Genomic DNA, 18,255 nt, shown 5'->3' with positions numbered 1-18,255 from the left:
GCAACGTTGATTTAGCCAACTTCGCACGCTCAACGGCTGTTCCCCCACCCGAACGAGTACGCGGACAGCGAAATCGCCGTGGGACGTGCGTCCACAGCCTGTGGACAACCCGCTCCACACCTGTGGATAACTCTACGTATCCGGCCCGAAGATCACCTGAGAAAGCTCACAGGGGCCCGTCACGCCGAGCGTGACGGGCCCCTGTGACGTACGCCTACCCTCAACCCCTTCCGGGGCCCTTCGAGTGGAACTCGTCGACGATCTCCTGGGGGATGCGCCCCCGGTCGGAGATCTCCTTGCCGGACTTCTTGGCCCACTCCCGGATCGCCTTGTTCTGCTCCCGGTCCGCGGTCGCGCCGCCGCGGCCGCGTGCGGCCCGGCCCCCCACGACCACACCACCCCGGGCGACACGAGAGCCGGCACTGACGTACTGGGCGAAGACGTCCCGCAATTTAGCGGCGTTCTTCTCCGAGAGGTCGATCTCGTACTGAATGCCGTCGAGCGCGAACTTGACGGTCTCCTCGGCGTCACCGCCGTCGAGGTCATCGACCAGCTTGTGAATGATCTGCTTGGCCACGCGCCGCTATCCTCCCGAACACAGGTTCTCCCGCAACGGACAAGACAATAACGCCAGGGCGGCAGTATCCGTCAATGGCGGGTCGAATATTACTCGGGCCGGACCAACGGGAACAGGATCGTTTCCCGAATGCCGAGCCCGGTCAGCGCCATCAACAGCCGGTCGATTCCCATTCCCATCCCGCCGGTCGGCGGCATTCCGTACTCCATGGCGCGCAGGAAATCCTCGTCCAGCTGCATGGCGTCCGGATCGCCGCCGGCGGCCAGCACCGACTGGGCGACCAGCCGTTCGCGCTGCACCACCGGGTCCACCAACTCGGAATACGCGGTGGCCAGCTCGAAGCCGTTGACGTACAGGTCCCACTTCTCGGTGAGGCCCGGGGTTTCCCGGTGCGCGCGGGTGAGCGGCGCGGTCTCTTCCGGATAATCCCGTACAAATGTGGGCTGCTGAAGCGAGCCGACGACCAGGTGCTCGAAGAGCTCTTCGGCCAGCTTCCCGTTGCTCCACTTCGGGTCGACCGAAAGGTCATGCTTTTCCGCATAACTCTCGAGTGCTGCCCGATCGGTCATCACGGTGACTTCTTCGCCGAGCGCCTCGGAGAGCGACCCGAACAGGGTCACCGAGCGCCACTGGCCGCCGAAGTCCCACTCGGTGCCGTCGTAGTGGGTCACCACGTATGATCCGGCGACCGCGAACGCGGCTTCCTGAATCCACTCCTGAACCTGCTGCTGCATCACGTTGTAGTCGGCGTACGCCTGGTACGCCTCGAGCATGGCGAACTCCGGTGAGTGACTGGAGTCCATGCCCTCATTGCGGAAGTTCCGGTTGATCTCGAAGACCCGCTCGATGCCGCCGACCACGGCCCGCTTCAGAAATAGTTCCGGAGCGATCCGTAGATAGAGATCCGTGTCGAGCGCGTTGCTGTGCGTCACAAACGGGCGGGCCGCCGCCCCGCCGTGCAGCAACTGCAGCATTGGTGTTTCCACCTCGAGGAAATTGCGGCGGAACAGCGACTCGCGCAGGCTGCGCACCACGGTGGCCCGGGCGCGAACGGTCTCCCGGGCCTGCGGCCGGACGATCAGGTCGACGTACCGCTGCCGGATCCGGGTCTCCTCGGAGAGCGGCTTGTGCGCGACCGGCAGCGGGCGCAGCGCCTTGGCGCTGATCGCCCAGGAGTCGGCGAGCACGGAGAGCTCACCCCGCCGGCTGGTGATCACCTCGCCGGTGATCCCGACCAGGTCGCCCAGGTCGATCAGGTGCTTCCAGTCGGTCAGCGCCTGCTCCCCCACCTTGTCCAGGGAGAGCATGGCCTGCAGCTCGGTGCCGTCGCCGTCGCGCAGGGTGGCGAAACACAGCTTGCCGCCGTTCCGGATGAAGATCACCCGGCCGGTGATCGAGACCGAGTCGCCGCTCGCGGTGTCGGTCGGCAGCTCGGCGTACCTCTCCCGGATCTCCTTCAGCGTCGCGGTGCGCGGCAGGTTGACCGGGTACGGCGGGATGCCCTCGGCGAGGAACCGCTCCCGCTTGGCCCGCCGGACCCGCATCTGCTCGGGCAGGTCCTCGGTGGCGTCGGTGGGCGGCACATTCTGCTCGGTCACGGCACGACTCTCTGGTGGGAAATCTGACAACGACAGCGCCCTAGCCTACTGAGCGGCCCTCAGACGTTCCGCTCATATACCATCCGCAGCCCGATCAGCGTGATCATCGGCTCGTGCACGGTCAGCGTCCGGCACTCGTCCTTGACCAGGCCGGCCAGCCCGCCGGTGGCGATCACGGCCTTCACCGGGCCGATTTCCTCGATCATCCGCTCGACGATCCGGTCGACCTGACCGGCGAAGCCGTAGTACATGCCCGACTGCAGGCACTCGACGGTGTTCTTACCGATCACCGAGCGCGGCTGCGCCGGCTCCACCTTGCGCAGCTGGGCGGCCCGGGCGGCGAGCGCGTCGAACGAGATCTCGATGCCCGGCGCGAACGCCCCGCCGAGGAACTCGCCCTTCGCGCTGATCACGTCGAAGTTGGTGGTGGTGCCGAAGTCGACCACGATCGACGGGCCGCCGTAGAGGGCGTGCGCGGCCAGCGTGTTGACCACCCGGTCGGCGCCCACCTCCTTCGGGTTGTCGATGGCCAGCTGCACGCCGGTCTTCACGCCCGGCTCGACGACCACGTTGGGCAGCTCGCCGTAGTAACGCCCGAGCATGGTGCGCAGGCTGCGCAGCGCGGCCGGCACCGTCGAGCAGGCGGCCACCCCGGTGATCTCCACGTTGTCGCCGGCGAGCAGGCCGCGGAACATCAGCCCGAGCTCGTCGGCGGTGTTGCGGGAGTCGGTCTTGACCCGCCAGTTGTGCACGAGCTTGTCGCCGTCGAAGGTCGCGAGAACGGTGTTCGTGTTACCGATGTCGATACAGAGCAGCATCTAAGGCCTCAGGTCCATGGCGATGTCGAGGATCGGCGACGAGTGCGTCAGCCCACCCACCGACAGGTAGTCGACCCCGGTCGCCGCGTAGGCCTCCACAGTGGCCAAGGTGAGATTACCCGTGGCCTCGAGCTCGGCCCGATCTCCGACGGCCGCCACCACGTCACCGAGCAAGGACGGCGTCATGTTGTCGCAGAGGAGGAATGTCGCCCCCGCCTCCACGGCCTCCCATGCCTCGGCCAGCGTGGTCACCTCCACCTGCACGGGAATATCCGGAAATTTCCGAACAACCAGCTCGAAAGCCGCCGTAATACTCCCCGCCGCGAGCTTGTGGTTGTCCTTGATCATGGCGACGTCGTAGAGGCCCATCCGCTTGTTCGTTCCCCCGCCACAACGCACCGCGTACTTCTCCAGATGCCGCAGCCCCGGGGTGGTCTTGCGGGTGTCGAGCACGGTCGCCTTCGTGCCGGCCAGAGCATCGGCCCACTTCCGGGTATGGGTGGCCACGCCCGACATCCGGCAGAGCAGGTTCAGCGCCGTACGCTCGGCGGTCAGCAACGCCCGGGTAGGGCCTGTCACCACCGCGAGCACATCGCCGCGGCGTACCCGATCTCCTTCCGCCACGCGCGGCGAAAAGCTCGCCGTGCCGCCCGAGGTGGCCGCGAAGACCTCCAGCGCCACCGGCAGCCCCGCCACCACTCCGTCGGCCCGGGCCACCAGCTCGGCCGTGTCCATCTGGGTGGCCGGGATCGTGGCCTCGCTGGTCACGTCCCGGGGCGGATCGCCGAGGTCCTCGCCGAGGGCGGTGTAGACGATCCGCCGTACCTCATCCAGATCAAGACTCACGACATCTCCTCGAAGCTCTGCGTCAGCGCGCCCTTGCCGGACAGGCCGTTGAGCAGGTGACCGCGCCACTCGTCCTCGGCCACCGGGAAGTCCTCCCGCCAGTGGCAGCCCCGCGTCTCGCGCCGGGTCGACGCCGAAGCGACCAGCGCCGAAGCGACCGTCAGCAGGTTCGTCGCCTCCCAGGCCGCGTTGCGCGGGGTGGTGCGCAGCCCGGCCAGCCGGACCAGCTCCTTGGCGGTGCCGGCCAGCGACTCGGCCGAGCGCAGCACGCCCGCGCCGCGGGTCATCGCCCGCTGCAGCTCACCCCGGATCGCCGGGTCGGCCACCCAGGCCGGCCCTTCGCTTGGGAAAGACGGCTCGGCCTGCGGCGGCAGCTCCCGGGCGATGTCGCCGGCGATCCGCTTCGCGAAGACCAGGCCCTCCAGCAGCGAGTTGCTGGCCAGCCGGTTGGCGCCGTGCACGCCGGTGCAGGCCACCTCGCCGCACGCGTACAGGCCGGGGATAGTAGTCCGGCCGTGCAGGTCGGTGCGGACGCCGCCGGAGGCGTAGTGCGCGGCCGGGGCGACCGGGATCAGCTCGACGGCCGGGTCGACGCCGGCCGCCCGGGTGGCCGCCACGATCGTCGGGAACCGGTGCTCGAGGAACTCGCCGCCCAGGTGCCGGGCGTCCAGATAGACGTGGTCGGCGCCGGTGGCCAGCAGTACCCGGTGGATGCCCTTGGCCACCACGTCGCGCGGGGCCAGCTCGGCCAGCTCGTGCTGCCCGACCATGAACCGCTTGCCGGACTCGTCGACCAGGTGGGCGCCCTCGCCGCGGAGCGCCTCGGAGATCAGCGTCCGCTGCACCGAGGTGACCGCGGCGCTCACGAACGAGGTCGGGTGGAACTGCACGAACTCGACGTCGGTGACGGTCGCCCCGGCCCGCATGGCGAGCGCGACGCCGTCGCCGGTGGAGACCGACGGGTTCGTGGTGGACGAGTAGATCTGGCCCATCCCGCCGGTGGCCAGTACCACCGCGCGGGCCAGGATCGCGCCGACGCCGTCCTCCGCGCCCTCGCCGAGCACGTGCAGGGTGAGCCCGCAGGCCCGGCCGTCGGCGCTGCGCAGCAGGTCCAGCACGAGCGCGTGCTCGACCAGCCGGATCCACGGGTCGCGGCGGACCGCCTCGTGCAGGGCGCGCTGCACCTCGGCGCCGGTCGCGTCGCCGCCGGCGTGCACTATCCGGTCGGCGCGGTGGCCGCCCTCGCGGGTCAGCATCAGCGAGCCGTCCGGGTGGCGGTCGAACTCGGCGCCCAGCCGGATCAGCTCACGCACCCGGGCCGGCCCCTCCTCGACCAGCACCCGCACGGCGGCCGGGTCGCACAGCCCGACGCCGGCGATCTCGGTGTCGTTGGCGTGCGCGGCCGGGGTGTCCAGCGGGTCGAGCACGGCCGCTATCCCGCCCTGCGCCCACCGCGTGGAGCCGTCGTCGATGTTCACCTTCGTCACCACTGTGACGTGCAAGCCCTGTTCCCGCAGGTGCAGCGCGGCGGTCAGGCCCGCGATGCCGGAGCCCACGACCAGCACGTCGGTGGTCTCGCTCCAACCCGGCTCGGCGGCGGCGAGCCGGCGCGGCAGCTCCGGTAGATCGGCCAGAAGTGACATCTGCTCAGTAGACTCCGCCACCGCGGCGCTCGTCACGCGGGGGCGGCATCGGAGTGGTGGCCGTTACTTGTACTGGATGGGCAGGCTCTTGGCGCCCTTGCCCTTGAGCGTCGAGGTCAGGTCGGCGCCGTCCAGCCACAGGTAGCAGCGCACGCCGTAATCGCCCAGCGCCCACACGTCGGAGCTGCCCGGGAGCGAGATCACACCCGTACGATATTGAAGGTCTTTGTCGTTCGGGACGTTGACGTAGGACGCGACCAGCGTGCGGCAGCCGTCGTGGAAGGTGCGCCAGCCCTTGTCGTCCTTCGGGTAGTCCAGGTTCTTCGCGTACCAGATGCCGACGAACTCCGCGTTGTGCTTGGCCGAGCAGGCCACCCCCGGCATGTTCGCGATCGCCCCGGAGCTGTCCATCGCCACCGCGTAGCAGCCCAGCAGGAGGTCGGAGGAGCCGTCGGCGAGCACATTCTGCAGCGTGCCGACCCGCTGGACCACGGCGCCGTCGTCCTCCACCGAGCTGAGTTCGAGCGCCTCGCAGCGGAACCAGCGGGCGCCGCCGCTCCAGGCCGCCTTGCTGGGGTGGGTGACGCCGATCCAGATGCGCGCGGTGCGCCACTGGCCGCCGAGGTAGGTGGTGGCCTGCTCGTCGCAGACCCGGTAGGCGGCCTTGGCGCCGGCGGATCCGTCGGCCGGGGGCTCGTCGGCCTCCGCGACCGGCGAGTCGTAGGTGCCGACGTACACGGTCTCGGTGCGATGCCGCAGCTTGCAGTCGATCTCCTCGTAGGTCGCGCGCGGCCCGATCGGATCGAAATTGGCCCCATGGCAGGTCCCGGCGGTCGGCTCGAACCCGGTGGCCGGCTCCATCGCGCTCCACCCGTTGGTGAGGTCGCCGTCGACTCCACCGGGCATCCCGCACGCCGTGAGCAGCGTCAGGCAGGCAGCCATGATCCCCAGCCGGATCCCCGCCCGGTGTCCCACGCCCAGCTACCCCCCATTTTCGCCTGCTTGCCCGAGCATATGGCGATAAAAACCGAGGAGAAGCCCAAAAACCATTTTTCCGTACGGGAGGCGGGGCATCGCCGATCGCGGCCGCCCCCGCCTCACCACGCGGCCTGGCTGCCGCGCAAGGCCGTGGACGCGACTCTCGCGTGAGGTGGTGGGTCAGGGGCCGTCCCGCCGGTCACGTGGGAGCGACGGGACAGGCCTCAAACCGCGAGCGTGAGATCGCCGCGGACCAGGTCGCCGGCCATGCCGTCGGCCGCGGCGGCCGGGTCGGTGCCCAGGTCGATGATTTCGTTGTCGGCGTTCACGTGCACGACCCGGGGCTGGTAGGCGCGCGCCTCGGCGTCGTCCATCTGGCCGTAGGCGATCAGGATGACCAGGTCGCCGGGGTGGATCAGGTGGGCGGCGGCGCCGTTGATGCCGATCACGCCGGAGCCGCGCTCGCCCGGGATCACGTATGTCTCGAGCCGGGCGCCGTTGGTGACGTCCACGATCGCGACCTGCTCGCCGGCCAGCAGGTCGGCCTCCTCCATCAGGTCGAGGTCGACCGTCACCGAGCCGACGTAGTGTAGGTCGGCCTGGGTCACGGTGGCCCGGTGGATCTTGGACTTGAGCATGGTGCGCAGCATCAGCGGCCCTTCGCGAGGTGGAGCGGGACGTTGTCGATCAGTCGGGTGGCGCCGACCTTGGCGGCCACCAGCAGGCGCGCCGGACCCTCGTCGGGGGCCGGGCCCAGGTCGGGGCCGGTCAGGGCGAGGTAGTCGACGCGTACGGCCGGCTCTTCTTGGAGAATTTTGGTCGCGGTGGCCTGGACCGCCTCGGGGTCGGTGTGGGTGGCGCCCTCGCGCAGTGCCCGGGAGAGGGCGAGCGCGGCCGACCGCTCGTCGGCCGAGAGGTAGCGGTTGCGGCTGGAGAGGGCCAGGCCGTCCGGCTCGCGCACGGTCGGCACGCCGACGATCTCGACGCCCAGCTCCAGGTCGCGGACCATCCGGCGGATCAGGGCCAGCTGCTGGAAGTCCTTCTCGCCGTAGAACGCCACGTCGGCCCGGGTGAGCATCAGGAGCTTCTCGACGACCGTGAGCATGCCGGCGAAGTGCCCGGGCCGGCTCGCGCCCTCGATGATCTCGCCGAGCGGGCCGGCGTTCATCGTGATCGACGGCGCCCCGCCTGGGTAGACGTCCTCCCGGCTGGGGGCCCACACCACACTCACGCCCTCGGCGCGGCAGGCCTCGAGGTCGGTTTCGAGGGTGCGCGGGTATTTGTCGAAGTCCTCGTTCGGCCCGAACTGCAGCGGGTTCACGAAGATCGTCACCAACACGAACTGCGAGCGCTCGCGAGCGGCCCGCATCAGCGTGCGGTGGCCCTCATGCAGCGCTCCCATGGTCATCACCACGGCTACCTGATCGGGCGCTCCGGCGACGGCCGCCGCCAGCTCGGCTCGGGTATGGATCAGCGCGGTCACCGAGCGCTCCCTACGGCGGCGCGGGCGAGGACGTCCATCAGCGGGGCGGCGTCCTGGGGGCGAAGGCGGCCGGCGGCGATGGCGCGGTCGGCGGTCCGGCGGGCCAGCGCCAAATAGGCCGGGAGTGACTCATGCGGGAGGCGGTCCAGGTGCTTGCCGACGGTGCCGGCGTCGCCGCGGGAGACCGGGCCGGTCAGGGCGGCGTCGCCGAGCCGCAGCGCGTTGTCGAGCGCGGCCGACAGCAGCGGCTCGAGCACCCGGCGCGGCTGCTCGACGCCGGCCGCGCGCAGCAGGTCGGCCGCCTCGTCGACGAGGGTGACCAGGTGGTTCGCGCCGTGGGCGAGCGCCGCGTGGTAGAGCGGGCGGGCGTCCTCGGCGATCCACTCAGGGACACCGCCGAGGTCGGCGACCAGCCGGGTGGCGAAGGCGCGGTCCCGGGTGGTCACGCCCCAGGCGATGCCGGGCAGCCGGTCGAGATCCGCGTCGGCGCCCGTGAAGGTCATCGCGGGGTGCAGGGCCATGCCATGCACATCGCCCAGAACGGCGAGTCCATGAGCTCCCGAGGTGTGCGCCACGATCTGGCCGGGACGCAGCGCGCCGGTGGCGGCCAGGCCGGCGACCACCGAGCCGAGCGCGTCGTCGGGGACGGCCAGCAGCAGGAGATCGTCGGCGACGCGGGCGACCTCGTCGGCCGGAAGGGTCGCGGCCCCCGGCAACAGGCGGTGCGCCCGGTCGCGGGAGGCGGCGGAGACGGCCGCCGCGGCGACCACATGATGGCCGGCGGCGACGAGAGCGGCGCCCAGCACGGCTCCGACCCGGCCGGCGCCGATGACGCCGACGCTGAGAGGATGCACTGCACTCATATCAAGATCCAGTCCTCGAGACGGGGTACCGGTCGGGGTGAAGTATGCGCCGCCGTAACAGGCCCGTGACAACACCGTGTGAAGAACTGCACCGCACGGTGGGGCCTATGGTGTCGGGTGTGACGGGGTGGCGTGCCGCGATGGCTGCCGGGCTCTACGGGCCGGGCGGGTTCTTCGCCGGGGGTGGGGGCGGTCCGTCCCAGCATTTCCGGACAAGTGTGCACGCTTCGCCGCTGTTCGCCGGGGCCCTGCTGCGGCTGGTCGAGCGGGTCGACGCCGCGCTCGGGCTCCCGGAGACGTTCGACCTGGTCGATGTGGGGGCGGGCCGCGGCGAGCTGCTCGCGACCCTGCGCGCGCTGCTGCCGGCCGGCCTGGCCGAGCGGGTCCGGATGACCGCCGTCGAGGTCGCGCCGCGACCGGCCGGGCTCGATCCGGCGATCGCCTGGCGGCCGGCGGTGCCGGACGGCCTGGTCGGGCTGCTGGTCGCCACGGAGTGGCTGGACAACGTGCCGCTCGACGTCGCCGACCTGGACGACCACGGGCGGCTGCGGCTGGTGCTGGTCGACCCGGCGACCGGCAAGGAGACGCTGGGCGGCCCGCCGGACGCGGCCGACCTGTTCTGGCTGAGCCGCTGGTGGCCGGGGCCGGGCCGGGCCGAGATCGGCTGGCCGCGGGACACCGCCTGGGCCGACGCTGTGGGTTGTGTGCGGCGCGGGTGCGCGCTCGCGGTCGATTACGGGCACCTGCGTGACGAACGACCCGCTCTGGGCACACTCACCGGCTACCGGGGCGGCCGTCAGGTGCCGCCGGTCCCGGACGGAAGCTGCGATGTGACCGCCCATGTGGCCATCGACGCTGCGGCTGGGGCGGCCGGCGTACCGTACGAAATCGTCAGTCAGCGGACGGCGCTGAAGGCGCTCGGGATCGACGGCGCGCGACCACCCTTGGATCTGGCCCGCAGCGACCCGGCGGGGTACCTGCGAGCGCTCGCCGCGGCCGGTGCGGCCGCCGAGCTGATCGACCCGGCCGGGCTCGGCGGACATTGGTGGCTGCTGCACCGGATCAGGCTGGACGGGCGTGGGAGCATGCTCAGGTGACGGATGCGCTGCGGGAGATGACGGTCGGGACCGGCGCCGGGCTCGACACCGCCGACATGGTGCTCAACATCGGGCCCCAGCACCCGTCCACGCACGGCGTGCTGCGGCTCAAGCTCACCCTGGACGGCGAGCGGGTGGTCGCCTGCGAGCCGATCGTCGGGTACATGCACCGCGGCGCCGAGAAGCTGTTCGAGGTGCGCGACTACCGGCAGATCATCATGCTGGCCAACCGGCACGACTGGCTGTCCGCGTTCGCCAACGAACTGGGCGTGGTGCTCGCGGTCGAGCGGCTGATGGGCATCGAGGTGCCCGAGCGGGCGATCTGGCTGCGCACCGCGCTGGCCGAGATGAACCGGGTGCTCAACCACCTGATGTTCCTCGGCTCCTACCCGCTGGAGATCGGTGCGATCACCCCGATGTTCTACGCGTTCCGCGAGCGGGAGACGCTGCAGGCGGTGCTCGAGGAGGCCACCGGCGGGCGGATGCACTACATGTTCAACCGGGTCGGCGGCCTCAAGGAGGAGGTGCCGGCCGGCTGGACCAGGCGGGCCCGGCAGGCGATCGCGACGGTCCGCAAGCGACTGCCCGACCTGGACAACCTGATCCGCCGCAACGACATCTTCCTGGCCCGTACGGTCGGGGTCGGGGTGCTCACGGCGGCACAGGCGGCCGCCTACGGCGCTTCCGGGCCGGTGGCACGGGCCAGCGGGCTCGACTTCGACCTGCGCCGGGACGAGCCGTACCTGGCGTACGACCAGCTCGAGGTTCCGGTCATCACGAAGAAGGCCGGGGACTGTCACTCGCGCTTCGAGGTGCTGCTCGACCAGGCGTACGTGTCGCTGGACCTCGCCGAGGAGTGCCTCGACCGGGTGGACCAGATCTCCGGGCCGGTCAACGTGCGGCTGCCGAAGGTGGTGAAGGCGCCGGAGGGGCACACGTACGCGTGGACCGAGAACCCGCTGGGGGTGAACGGGTACTACTTGGTGTCCCGGGGCGAGAAGACGCCGTGGCGATTGAAGTTGCGGACGGCCTCCTACGCGAACGTGCAGGCGCTGGCGACGCTGATCCCGGGGTGCCTGGTGCCGGATCTGATCGCGATCCTGGGGTCGATGTTCTTCGTCGTGGGCGACATCGACAAGTAAGCCGGTCAGCGCCTGCGCGGGCCGTACCCCTGCACGTAGCGCTCGTCGGGCTGCGGCTCGTCGGACCAGCCGGGGTAGGCGGCGAAGTCGGCCAGGGTGCCCACGTTGGTGTCGTTGGCCGAGGGGCGGTGGCGGCGGGCCTTGTAAGCCGGGTCGCCGGGCGCCTGTGGGCCGTCGTAGCCGCCGCCGAGGCCGTAGCCGGCCACATCATGGTCCAGGTGCGAGTAGTCGCCGTAGCCGTCGTCGTGGTAGCCGTTCGCCGATCCGTATTCGTTCACGGGGGCGTAGTCGTTCGACGGGTCGTAGCCGTTCGACGGTTCGTAGTGGTTCGACTGGTCGTATCCGTTCGGCGATTGGTAGCCGTTCGGCGAGTCGTAGCCGTTCGAGGGCGCGAAGCCGTCTGACGACTCGTAGCCGTTCGGCGACTCGTAGCCGTCGTCGGGCGGCTCGTAGCCGTTCGACGGCTCGTGGCCGTTCGGGGCGCCGTAGATTCCGTTGGGCTGGGCTTGGCCATCGCCCGGGCGGCCGCCGTAACCATTGGCGGCGGAGCCGTCGCCGAAGCCGTTCGGGGCGGGAGGGACGACCCGCGGGGAACCATAGGTGCCGCCAACCCGCGCCGCGGCATACCCGTTGCTTCCGCTGAAGTCGGCGCCCGGCGAACCCGTGCGCCCGTACTGCCCGCCGCCGGGCCGGACCGAGGCCGAGGCGCGCTGCACGGCCGGCGAAGAAGGAGCGGGCACGGCGGCCGCCCCGCGCGGCGCCGGGATCGACGCCGAGGCGGCGACGGGACGAGGGCCGGAAGTCATGCCGGGCTCGCGGCGGCCTCCGAAGGACGGCTCGTCGAACTCGGGATCGGAACCGAGATGCGGACCAGGGCCGAAACCGGGGCCGGCGTGCGGGCCGGGGCCGGGCGGGCGGACTGCTGCGACGGCCACTGCAGCCGCAGCGGGAGCCGGGGCCGGGACTGCCGCTCGGCCGCCGCTGGCGAAGCCGGGGTCGGGCATGCGGCGCGGGGCGGCCGGAAAGGGGTCGTCGGCCGGTCGCCCGGCATCCCGGAAAAATCCGGAATTGTCGGATTGGGGGGCGCCGGACGCGCCGCGGCCGAACTCGGCTCGCAGGTCGCGGCGTAGGCCCTCGATCTCCTCGGAGACCCGGTCCTCGACGTGCATGCGCTGGAGCACCGGGTCGTTGCGGATCAGCACCGACGCGCCGATCAGCACCACGCTCACCGCGATCAGCAGCACGGCGAAGCGCACCGCGCCCGAGCTCTGCCCCAGCAGCACGACGGCCGCGGCCAGCGGGGCGAGCAGCACGCCCGCCCAGATCAGGCCGCGGAGCAGTCGCGAGCTGCGTCCCGTCTCGTCGTCCCCATCCGGCATGGGCGCCGATGCTACCGAGCGGACGCCAAGATTGAAACGGGGAAGCGCCGGGCTCCGGGGTGGAAACCCGGCGCTCATCCCACAATCGGCCAAATGAGGGTGAAAAAGGTCACCCCGCGGCCAGCGCGCCGTCCGAGCTGAAGACCAGGCCCACGCTGATCGTGCCCTGCTTGAGGGCCGTCTTGGTGAGCGGGCCGCCGGCGTCCAGGGTGGCGAACTTGCCGGCCTGGAACTTGTAGACGTCGACCAGGCCCTGCTGGCACTTCGGCCGCTGCGGGCACTCCGCCGGGCCGCCCAGCACGGTCGCCGCGCCGGAGCACTTGGCGGCCAGGTCGGACAGCGTCTTCACGCCGTACTTGTCGGCGAACGCGGTGGTGACGGCGAAGGCGTTCTGGTCCTGCGCCTGCGACGCCTGCCCGAAGACCAGGCCGACCTTGTCGCCCAGCGCCTGCAGGTTGGTCACCGTGGTGGTCAGGTCGGACGAGGACGGGTCCTTGCCGTTCTTGTCGACCTTGCCCTGGAGGAACGTGGCGAGGGTGGCCGCATACTCCGGCACGACCGAGAGGGAACCCTTTTCCAGCGCGGGCTCGTAGAGCTCGCGGTTGCCGATCTGCTGCACCTTGACCTGGAAGCCGGCCGCGGTCAGCACCTGGCCGTAGATCTCGCCGAGGGTGGCGGACTCACTGAAGTTCGCCGCGCCGACGGTGATGTTGCCGGAGCCTTTCGCCAGGCCCGCGGTCAGGTTGTTGGTGGTGATGAACTCGGTCGCCGCGGCCTTGGAGGACTTGCGGTCGATGTCGACCGCCTTGTTCAGCGCGATGAGCTTGGTCGTGTCGAGCGCCGCGGACACCTTGTCGAGCGCGGCGATCAGCTGCGGCGACGACGCCTTCTTGTTGATCGCGGGGATGACGTTGTCGGTGTTCTGCAGGTTCTTGTCGTCGGTGAGCACCACCAGGCCGTTGCCGGCGACCGGGGCACAGCCCGCGCCCGCAGCCGACGAGGGTGGCGCCTGCGTACCGGAGGAGCCGGCGCTGCCACAGCCGGCGAGAGTGACGATGGCCGCTGTGGCGCTGGTGGCCATCAGGAGCAAGTGTCGACGCATACTGCCGCCTTCTGTGTCCCGGCACGACCGTCGGGGCCGTGCCGCGTGTCCGACGGGCAGCCGAAGTGCGTTGCCCGTTTGTATGCAGGCCTAGGTCTACCCGGTGGGTATGACAACATCGCGGAAAGATGCTGGTCTGTTACGCGGTCGTCGCCGCCCGGCCCCGGCGGCGCCGCCGGGCGGAACGCAGCGGACGGGGCGTGACCAGGCGTTCTATCCCCGCGAACAGTCCCTCGGCGAGAAGTGCGAGGAGCACCACAGCGATGCCGCCGGCCACGATCTGGGCGCCACCGCGGCTGATGCCGAGTCCGAACCCGGCCGAGATGATCGTTCCGAGGCCGCCGCCGTTGACAAGTGTTGCGAGCGTGGCGGTCGCGACCACCTGCACGACCGCGGTCCGCAGCCCGGCGGCCAGGTACGGGACCGACAGCGGAAGCTCGACGCTGCGCAGCAACTGGCCGCCGGAGAGGCCCATCCCGATCGCCGCCTCCTTGGTCTCGGGGTCGACCGAGCGCAGCCCGACGTACGCGTTCGCCAGCAGCGGAGGCACCGCGAACACGGCGAGCGCCAGGATGACCGGCAGCTTGCCGAAGCCGATCGCGGTCAGCGGGAGGATCGTGAGCAGGGCGAGCGTCGGAATCGCCCGGGTGAGATTGGCCACGGTGACCACCAGGCCGCCGCCCCGGCCGCGGTGGCCGAGCCAGATGCCCAGCGGCAGCCCGACCACGCAGGCGATCAGCACCGCCCAGAACGTGATCACCAGGTGTTCCTGGAGCCGGTCGAGCAGGCCGCCCGGATTGGTCCAGTTCAACGGGTCGTTGAGCCAGACGATGCCGTCCCGGAAGTAGCTCATGAGGTACGCCTCCGGCTCCACGGGGTCAGCACCCGGCCGACGCCGACCAGGGCCAGGTCGAGGACCAGCGCCAGGACGACGCAGAGCACCGTGCCGGTGACGATCTCGGCACGGTAGAAGTTGTTCGCGAAGCCGCCCAGGATCAGGTCGCCGAGGCCGCCTTGGCCGATGATGGCGCCGATGGTGACCAAGGCCACGGTGGAGACCGTGGCCAGCCGCAGGCCGATCACGATGGCGGGCAGCGCCAGCGGCAGCTCGACGTGCCAGAGCCGGCCGAATCGCCCGTACCCCATGCCGGCCGCGGCGTCCTTGACGTCGGCCGGCACCTCGGTGAGGCCGGTCAGCGCGTTGCGGATCACGAGCAGCAGGGCGTAGAGCACCAGTGCGATCAATACCGTCACCCGGCTGGTCGCGCCGAGCAGCGGGGCCAGCAGCGCGAGCAACGCCAGCGACGGAATCGTGTACAGCACGCCGGAGAGTGCAAGAATCGGGCCGGTCAACGGTCTGATCCAGTACGCGAGGACGGCGAGCGGCACCGCGACCAGCAACGCGATCACCACGGTCTCCAGGGTGATCCCGATGTGGAAGCCGAGCTTGCTCATGATGGTGTCCGCGTTGTCCTGGACGTACTGCCAGGAGAACCACGGATTTCCCGGCCCGTCACCCGCGGGTGCGGCCAGCGGCACGGGCGCCGTCGCCGGCGACAGGAAGGACATAGGTGGACGCTACCGCGATCAAGGGGACCGGGCCCGCCCGGAGCGCCGCGTCGATCACGCTGGAGGACATCGGCAAGACGTACCCGGACGGCACGGTCGCGGTCGGCGACTTCAGCCTCGACGTGCGCGCCGGCGAGCTGACCGTGCTGATCGGGCCGTCGGGTTGCGGAAAGTCCACCATCCTCCGCATGATCAACCGGCTGATCGAGCCGACCCACGGCCGGATCCTCATCGACGGGCAGAACATCCTCGAGCGCAACCCGGTCGAGCTGCGCCGGCACATCGGCTACGTGATCCAGAACGTCGGCCTGTTCCCGCACCAGAACATCCGGACCAACATCGGCACCGTCCCGCGCCTGCTCGGCTGGGACTCCAAACGGATCACCGAGCGCGCCGACGAGCTGCTCGACCTGGTCGGCCTCGACCCGTCCCGGTACGCCAAGCGCTACCCGCACGAGCTCTCCGGCGGCCAGCGGCAGCGCGTCGGGGTGGCCCGGGCGCTCGCCGCCGACCCGCTGGTGCTGCTGATGGACGAGCCCTTCTCGGCGGTCGACCCGATCGCCCGCGGCCGCCTGCAGGAGGAGTTCCTGCGCCTGCAGGCCACCGTGCGCAAGACGATCGTGCTGGTCACCCACGACATCGACGAGGCGGTACGGCTGGGCGACCGGATCGCGGTGCTGGCCGAGGGCGGCAGGCTGTTGCAGTACGCGCCGCCCGCCGAGCTGCTGGCCAATCCCGAGTCGGCCGCGGTGAGCGACTTCGTCGGCGCCGACCGGGGCATCCGGCGGCTCGCGGTCACCCCGCTGCGTCGGGCGATGGTGGCGATCGAGTCGGCCGCCACCAAGACGGGTGGGCCGACCGTGGACGCCGAGGGGACGCTCTACGACGCGCTGGCGGTGATGCTGGCGAGTGACGCCCCGGAGGTCGTGGTCGTCGAGGAGGGCAAGAACGTGGGAGTGGTCACGCGTACGTCAATCTTCGAAGTGCCCGAAGCGGAGGCGACGCGCTGAGATCGCGTCGCCTCCGGTGGGTCTATCTGGTGCCTCGATAGCCGCCGAGCGTCGCCAGGCCGACGAGCCAGCCGACGAACAGGCCATAGGTGGCGCCGCTGCCGGCCGATTGGAACGCGCCGAGCATCGACGGGTTCTTCAGGAACAGTGTGGTGACCAGCGCCGCGAAGCCGCCGGCGAAGATGTACGACGCCCAGCCCGCGAAGAACTGGCTGATGGTGCCGCGCGCCCGGGCCAGTTGCGAGCCGGGCAGCAGGTAGAGGAACAGCGCGGTGAACACGACCACGAGAATCGCCCGCAGGTCGGCCACGAGGATCTCACGGAGCGAGTCGCTGGAGTTGAACGTCCAGTGCGGCCAGGCGAGCAGCCGGAGCCACCAGCCGCCGGCGGTGTTGGGGTTGGTGTTGTGGGATACCCAGTTCGCGTACCAGGTGCTGCCGAATACGAGAACCAGTATGAGCGCGGCCATTGTGCCCGCACCGGGTGCCGACTTGAAGCGATTGCCGAGAGCCATGCGCCGGTATTTCCCGGAATGGCTGGCCCCTCAAACTGGCTCCGTCAAACGACGCTAGTGGATCAGTGCGTTTGGAGGTAGTCGATGAACGCGGCGCGCAGGAGCGGCTCCGACTCGCCGTACCCGTGCTCCGCGTAGCCACCCTTGCCGCGGAACTCCCGCCAGAGCGCCACGTACTCGTCGATGATCGGGCCGATCGAGTTGGGCGCGCCGTCGAGCTCGCCGACGTCGTCCGAGTCGGGCAGGTGCTTGGACACGGTCCAGAAGAACTTGATGTCGTGGTGCTTGCGCGCCACGGCGAACGCTCGCTCGCGCAGCTCCTCGGTGGGCAGGGCGTCCAGTTCGGCGAAGCTCGGGGTGGTCATGACGGCAAGCATAGGACCGCCCGGATCGGCTATCGGGTGGATCCCCAGGGTCCCTCGTCCCAGCGGTCGGTGCGGGCCGCCGCGGTGCTGGCCGGGGTCCAGCTCTCCAGGTCGGGCGTCCAGTTCGCGGCGGCGGTCGTCGGCGCGGCGTTCCAGTCTTCGCCGACACTCGGCAGCAGCGGCCGCCCGTAGGTCTCGACCAGCCGGGTGACGATCAGGCCGCCACCGAAGACGCAGGCCGCGGTGGCGAACAGCGCGATGTCCAGCCCCTTGCGGCCGGACCAGTCCAGGTAGAGCGTCATCGCCGCGACCGCGAACAGCGTGCCGAAGATTCCGCCGCGCCGGCCGTACGCGCTGGTGCCGGCGAGCATGGCGAGGCCGAGCGCGATGCCGCTCCACTCCAGGCCGGTGCCCGGCACGATCGGCTTGGCCGACTGGGCGGACATCAGGATGCCGGCGCCGACCGCGAAGACCGAGGAGACGACCAGCGCGATCATCACCGGCGCGATCACCACGCCACCGCGTCGGCGGGCCGGATCGCCGTACGGCCGCATGCTGCCCAGCCAGCGACGGACCGGGGTGACCGTGCCCAGGGCGCCGCCCAGCACGGCCAGCAACGCGAACCCGCCGAACAGGAAGAACGCCTGGTGGGTCGGGTCGTACCGGCCCTGCACCACGATCGGGTGACTGCTGAGCTGATCGAAGACGATGACGCCGAACGCGGCCCCGAGGGTCGCCGCCCAGCCCGGCACGTGCAGCACCACCACGACCAGGCCGACCACGATCGCGCCGGCCGCCGCGATGATCAGCGCCGGGACCGCGGCCTTGACCAGGCCCTCGTCGCCCTGCGTCGCGTACTGGAGGGCGGCCGCCAGGGCGATCGGGCCCAGCGCGACATTGGGCACGCCGGCCCGCAGGCTGAGCCCGGCACCGAGCGTGAGCAGGCCGATCGCGGCGCCGTTGACCAGCAAATTGTCCAGGCCGGGCCGCTTGAGCGCGTTCGGGTCGAGCCGCCAGAGCAGGAAGCCGAACGCGGCGGCGGCCAGCAGGAGCACGACCTCCCAGCCGAGGTGGATGCCCAGCCGGTCGCGGCCGTCGTCGTCGCGGCGCAGGTCGGTCGAGGAGATCTCGCCCGAGTCGGCGAACTCCTGACGGCGCTGCTCGGCCGTGGCCAGCGTGTTCGCTCGGTAGGCGGCCGGATCGGCCGGCTGCTCGCCGGTCCGACGGAAGGTCGTCTCGTCGTACGCCATCGTCCGTGCCTCCTCATGTGC

General features: G+C 70.8%; 19 protein-coding genes. 3 read left to right on the top strand and 16 right to left on the bottom strand.

Going from position 1 to position 18,255, the window contains the following annotated elements:
• Nucleotides 1–220 precede the first annotated feature (220 nt).
• The 9 genes from IH26_RS0122745 to IH26_RS0122705 form a co-directional block, all read right to left on the bottom strand.
• Nucleotides 221–577: a histone-like nucleoid-structuring protein Lsr2 gene (locus tag IH26_RS0122745; protein ID WP_030438253.1), complete on the bottom strand. Its 357-nt coding sequence runs from the start codon at nt 575–577 to the stop codon at nt 221–223.
• An 89-nt stretch (nt 578–666) separates the two neighbouring features.
• The gene (gene lysS, locus IH26_RS0122740; protein ID WP_030438252.1) at nt 667–2,175 is read right to left on the bottom strand and encodes a lysine--tRNA ligase; all 1,509 of its coding nucleotides are present in this window, start codon (nt 2,173–2,175) and stop codon (nt 667–669) included.
• Between the two features lie 59 nt (nt 2,176–2,234).
• Nucleotides 2,235–2,993, bottom strand: a complete 759-nt coding sequence (locus IH26_RS0122735) for a type III pantothenate kinase (protein WP_030438251.1) — start codon at nt 2,991–2,993, stop codon at nt 2,235–2,237.
• Entirely contained in the window at nt 2,994–3,839 is an 846-nt protein-coding gene (gene nadC, locus IH26_RS0122730) for a carboxylating nicotinate-nucleotide diphosphorylase (RefSeq protein ID WP_030438250.1), read from the bottom strand.
• A complete protein-coding gene (locus IH26_RS0122725; RefSeq protein ID WP_030438249.1) occupies nt 3,836–5,482 on the bottom strand; it encodes an L-aspartate oxidase in 1,647 nt (548 codons plus the stop codon). Before IH26_RS0122725 ends, nadC begins: the two co-directional genes overlap by 4 nt.
• A gap of 63 nt (nt 5,483–5,545) precedes the next feature.
• The gene (locus tag IH26_RS0122720) at nt 5,546–6,424 is read right to left on the bottom strand and encodes a septum formation family protein (RefSeq protein ID WP_169789797.1); all 879 of its coding nucleotides are present in this window, start codon (nt 6,422–6,424) and stop codon (nt 5,546–5,548) included.
• A gap of 260 nt (nt 6,425–6,684) precedes the next feature.
• Nucleotides 6,685–7,110 carry an aspartate 1-decarboxylase gene (gene panD, locus IH26_RS0122715; protein WP_030438247.1) on the bottom strand — a complete coding sequence of 142 codons (426 nt, stop codon included), beginning with the start codon at nt 7,108–7,110 and terminating at the stop codon, nt 6,685–6,687.
• On the bottom strand, nt 7,110–7,943 hold the full coding sequence (gene panC, locus IH26_RS0122710) for a pantoate--beta-alanine ligase (RefSeq protein ID WP_030438246.1): 834 nt from the start codon (nt 7,941–7,943) through the stop codon (nt 7,110–7,112). The genes panD and panC overlap by 1 nt, the downstream gene beginning before the upstream one ends.
• The gene (locus IH26_RS0122705; RefSeq protein WP_051808398.1) at nt 7,940–8,806 is read right to left on the bottom strand and encodes a Rossmann-like and DUF2520 domain-containing protein; all 867 of its coding nucleotides are present in this window, start codon (nt 8,804–8,806) and stop codon (nt 7,940–7,942) included. Before IH26_RS0122705 ends, panC begins: the two co-directional genes overlap by 4 nt.
• Before the next feature lie 140 nt (nt 8,807–8,946).
• On the opposite strand from IH26_RS0122705, the gene IH26_RS0122700 reads away from it, so the two are divergent.
• Nucleotides 8,947–9,903: an SAM-dependent methyltransferase gene (locus IH26_RS0122700; protein WP_084599007.1), complete on the top strand. Its 957-nt coding sequence runs from the start codon at nt 8,947–8,949 to the stop codon at nt 9,901–9,903.
• Between the two features lie 17 nt (nt 9,904–9,920).
• Complete coding sequence (locus tag IH26_RS0122695; RefSeq protein ID WP_030438243.1) at nt 9,921–11,045, top strand: NADH-quinone oxidoreductase subunit D; 1,125 nt, start codon at nt 9,921–9,923, stop codon at nt 11,043–11,045.
• A 5-nt stretch (nt 11,046–11,050) separates the two neighbouring features.
• On the opposite strand, the gene IH26_RS0122690 is transcribed toward IH26_RS0122695, so the two are convergent.
• The 4 genes from IH26_RS0122690 to IH26_RS0122675 form a co-directional block, all read right to left on the bottom strand.
• Nucleotides 11,051–12,424: a hypothetical protein gene (locus IH26_RS0122690; protein WP_030438242.1), complete on the bottom strand. Its 1,374-nt coding sequence runs from the start codon at nt 12,422–12,424 to the stop codon at nt 11,051–11,053.
• A gap of 109 nt (nt 12,425–12,533) precedes the next feature.
• Nucleotides 12,534–13,526 (bottom strand): glycine betaine ABC transporter substrate-binding protein, encoded by a 993-nt coding sequence (locus IH26_RS0122685; RefSeq protein ID WP_034215827.1) that lies wholly within the window; start codon nt 13,524–13,526, stop codon nt 12,534–12,536.
• Between the two features lie 139 nt (nt 13,527–13,665).
• Entirely contained in the window at nt 13,666–14,379 is a 714-nt protein-coding gene (locus tag IH26_RS0122680; RefSeq protein WP_030438240.1) for an ABC transporter permease, read from the bottom strand.
• Entirely contained in the window at nt 14,376–15,095 is a 720-nt protein-coding gene (locus tag IH26_RS0122675; RefSeq protein WP_051808397.1) for an ABC transporter permease, read from the bottom strand. Before IH26_RS0122675 ends, IH26_RS0122680 begins: the two co-directional genes overlap by 4 nt.
• Nucleotides 15,096–15,097: 2 nt before the next feature.
• Between IH26_RS0122675 and IH26_RS0122670 the strand changes: the two genes are divergently transcribed.
• Nucleotides 15,098–16,105, top strand: coding sequence for an ABC transporter ATP-binding protein (locus IH26_RS0122670; RefSeq protein ID WP_051808396.1), 1,008 nt, complete (start codon nt 15,098–15,100; stop codon nt 16,103–16,105).
• Between the two features lie 22 nt (nt 16,106–16,127).
• Here the strand turns inward: IH26_RS0122670 and IH26_RS0122665 are convergent, their stop codons facing one another.
• The 3 genes from IH26_RS0122665 to IH26_RS53820 form a co-directional block, all read right to left on the bottom strand.
• A complete protein-coding gene (locus IH26_RS0122665; protein WP_030438237.1) occupies nt 16,128–16,619 on the bottom strand; it encodes a hypothetical protein in 492 nt (163 codons plus the stop codon).
• Nucleotides 16,620–16,681: 62 nt separating this feature from the next.
• Nucleotides 16,682–16,984, bottom strand: a complete 303-nt coding sequence (locus IH26_RS0122660; protein WP_245665406.1) for a hypothetical protein — start codon at nt 16,982–16,984, stop codon at nt 16,682–16,684.
• Nucleotides 16,985–17,013: 29 nt separating this feature from the next.
• Nucleotides 17,014–18,234, bottom strand: coding sequence for an ABC transporter permease (locus IH26_RS53820; protein ID WP_051808395.1), 1,221 nt, complete (start codon nt 18,232–18,234; stop codon nt 17,014–17,016).
• Between the last annotated feature and the right edge of the window lie 21 nt (nt 18,235–18,255).

Origin of the sequence: Actinoplanes subtropicus (assembly GCF_000721705.1) — a bacterium.
Classification (GTDB): domain Bacteria; phylum Actinomycetota; class Actinomycetes; order Mycobacteriales; family Micromonosporaceae; genus Actinoplanes; species Actinoplanes subtropicus.
The sequence above is the reverse complement of the archived record's forward strand: the minus strand, read 5'-3'. Positions and strand labels throughout refer to the sequence as shown.

Coding starts and splice junctions, on each gene's coding strand:
- IH26_RS0122695 (WP_030438243.1), top strand. CDS start 9,921: ATGACGGTCGGGACCGGCGCCGGGCTCGACACCGCCGACATGGTGCTC.
- IH26_RS0122735 (WP_030438251.1), bottom strand. CDS start 2,993: ATGCTGCTCTGTATCGACATCGGTAACACGAACACCGTTCTCGCGACC.
- IH26_RS0122700 (WP_084599007.1), top strand. CDS start 8,947: ATGGCTGCCGGGCTCTACGGGCCGGGCGGGTTCTTCGCCGGGGGTGGG.
- IH26_RS0122660 (WP_245665406.1), bottom strand. CDS start 16,984: ATGACCACCCCGAGCTTCGCCGAACTGGACGCCCTGCCCACCGAGGAG.
- IH26_RS0122675 (WP_051808397.1), bottom strand. CDS start 15,095: ATGTCCTTCCTGTCGCCGGCGACGGCGCCCGTGCCGCTGGCCGCACCC.
- IH26_RS0122720 (WP_169789797.1), bottom strand. CDS start 6,424: ATGGCTGCCTGCCTGACGCTGCTCACGGCGTGCGGGATGCCCGGTGGA.
- IH26_RS0122685 (WP_034215827.1), bottom strand. CDS start 13,526: ATGCGTCGACACTTGCTCCTGATGGCCACCAGCGCCACAGCGGCCATC.
- IH26_RS0122705 (WP_051808398.1), bottom strand. CDS start 8,806: ATGAGTGCAGTGCATCCTCTCAGCGTCGGCGTCATCGGCGCCGGCCGG.
- IH26_RS0122725 (WP_030438249.1), bottom strand. CDS start 5,482: ATGTCACTTCTGGCCGATCTACCGGAGCTGCCGCGCCGGCTCGCCGCC.
- IH26_RS0122680 (WP_030438240.1), bottom strand. CDS start 14,379: ATGAGCTACTTCCGGGACGGCATCGTCTGGCTCAACGACCCGTTGAAC.
- IH26_RS0122690 (WP_030438242.1), bottom strand. CDS start 12,424: ATGCCGGATGGGGACGACGAGACGGGACGCAGCTCGCGACTGCTCCGC.
- IH26_RS53820 (WP_051808395.1), bottom strand. CDS start 18,234: ATGGCGTACGACGAGACGACCTTCCGTCGGACCGGCGAGCAGCCGGCC.
- panD (WP_030438247.1), bottom strand. CDS start 7,110: ATGCTGCGCACCATGCTCAAGTCCAAGATCCACCGGGCCACCGTGACC.
- IH26_RS0122665 (WP_030438237.1), bottom strand. CDS start 16,619: ATGGCTCTCGGCAATCGCTTCAAGTCGGCACCCGGTGCGGGCACAATG.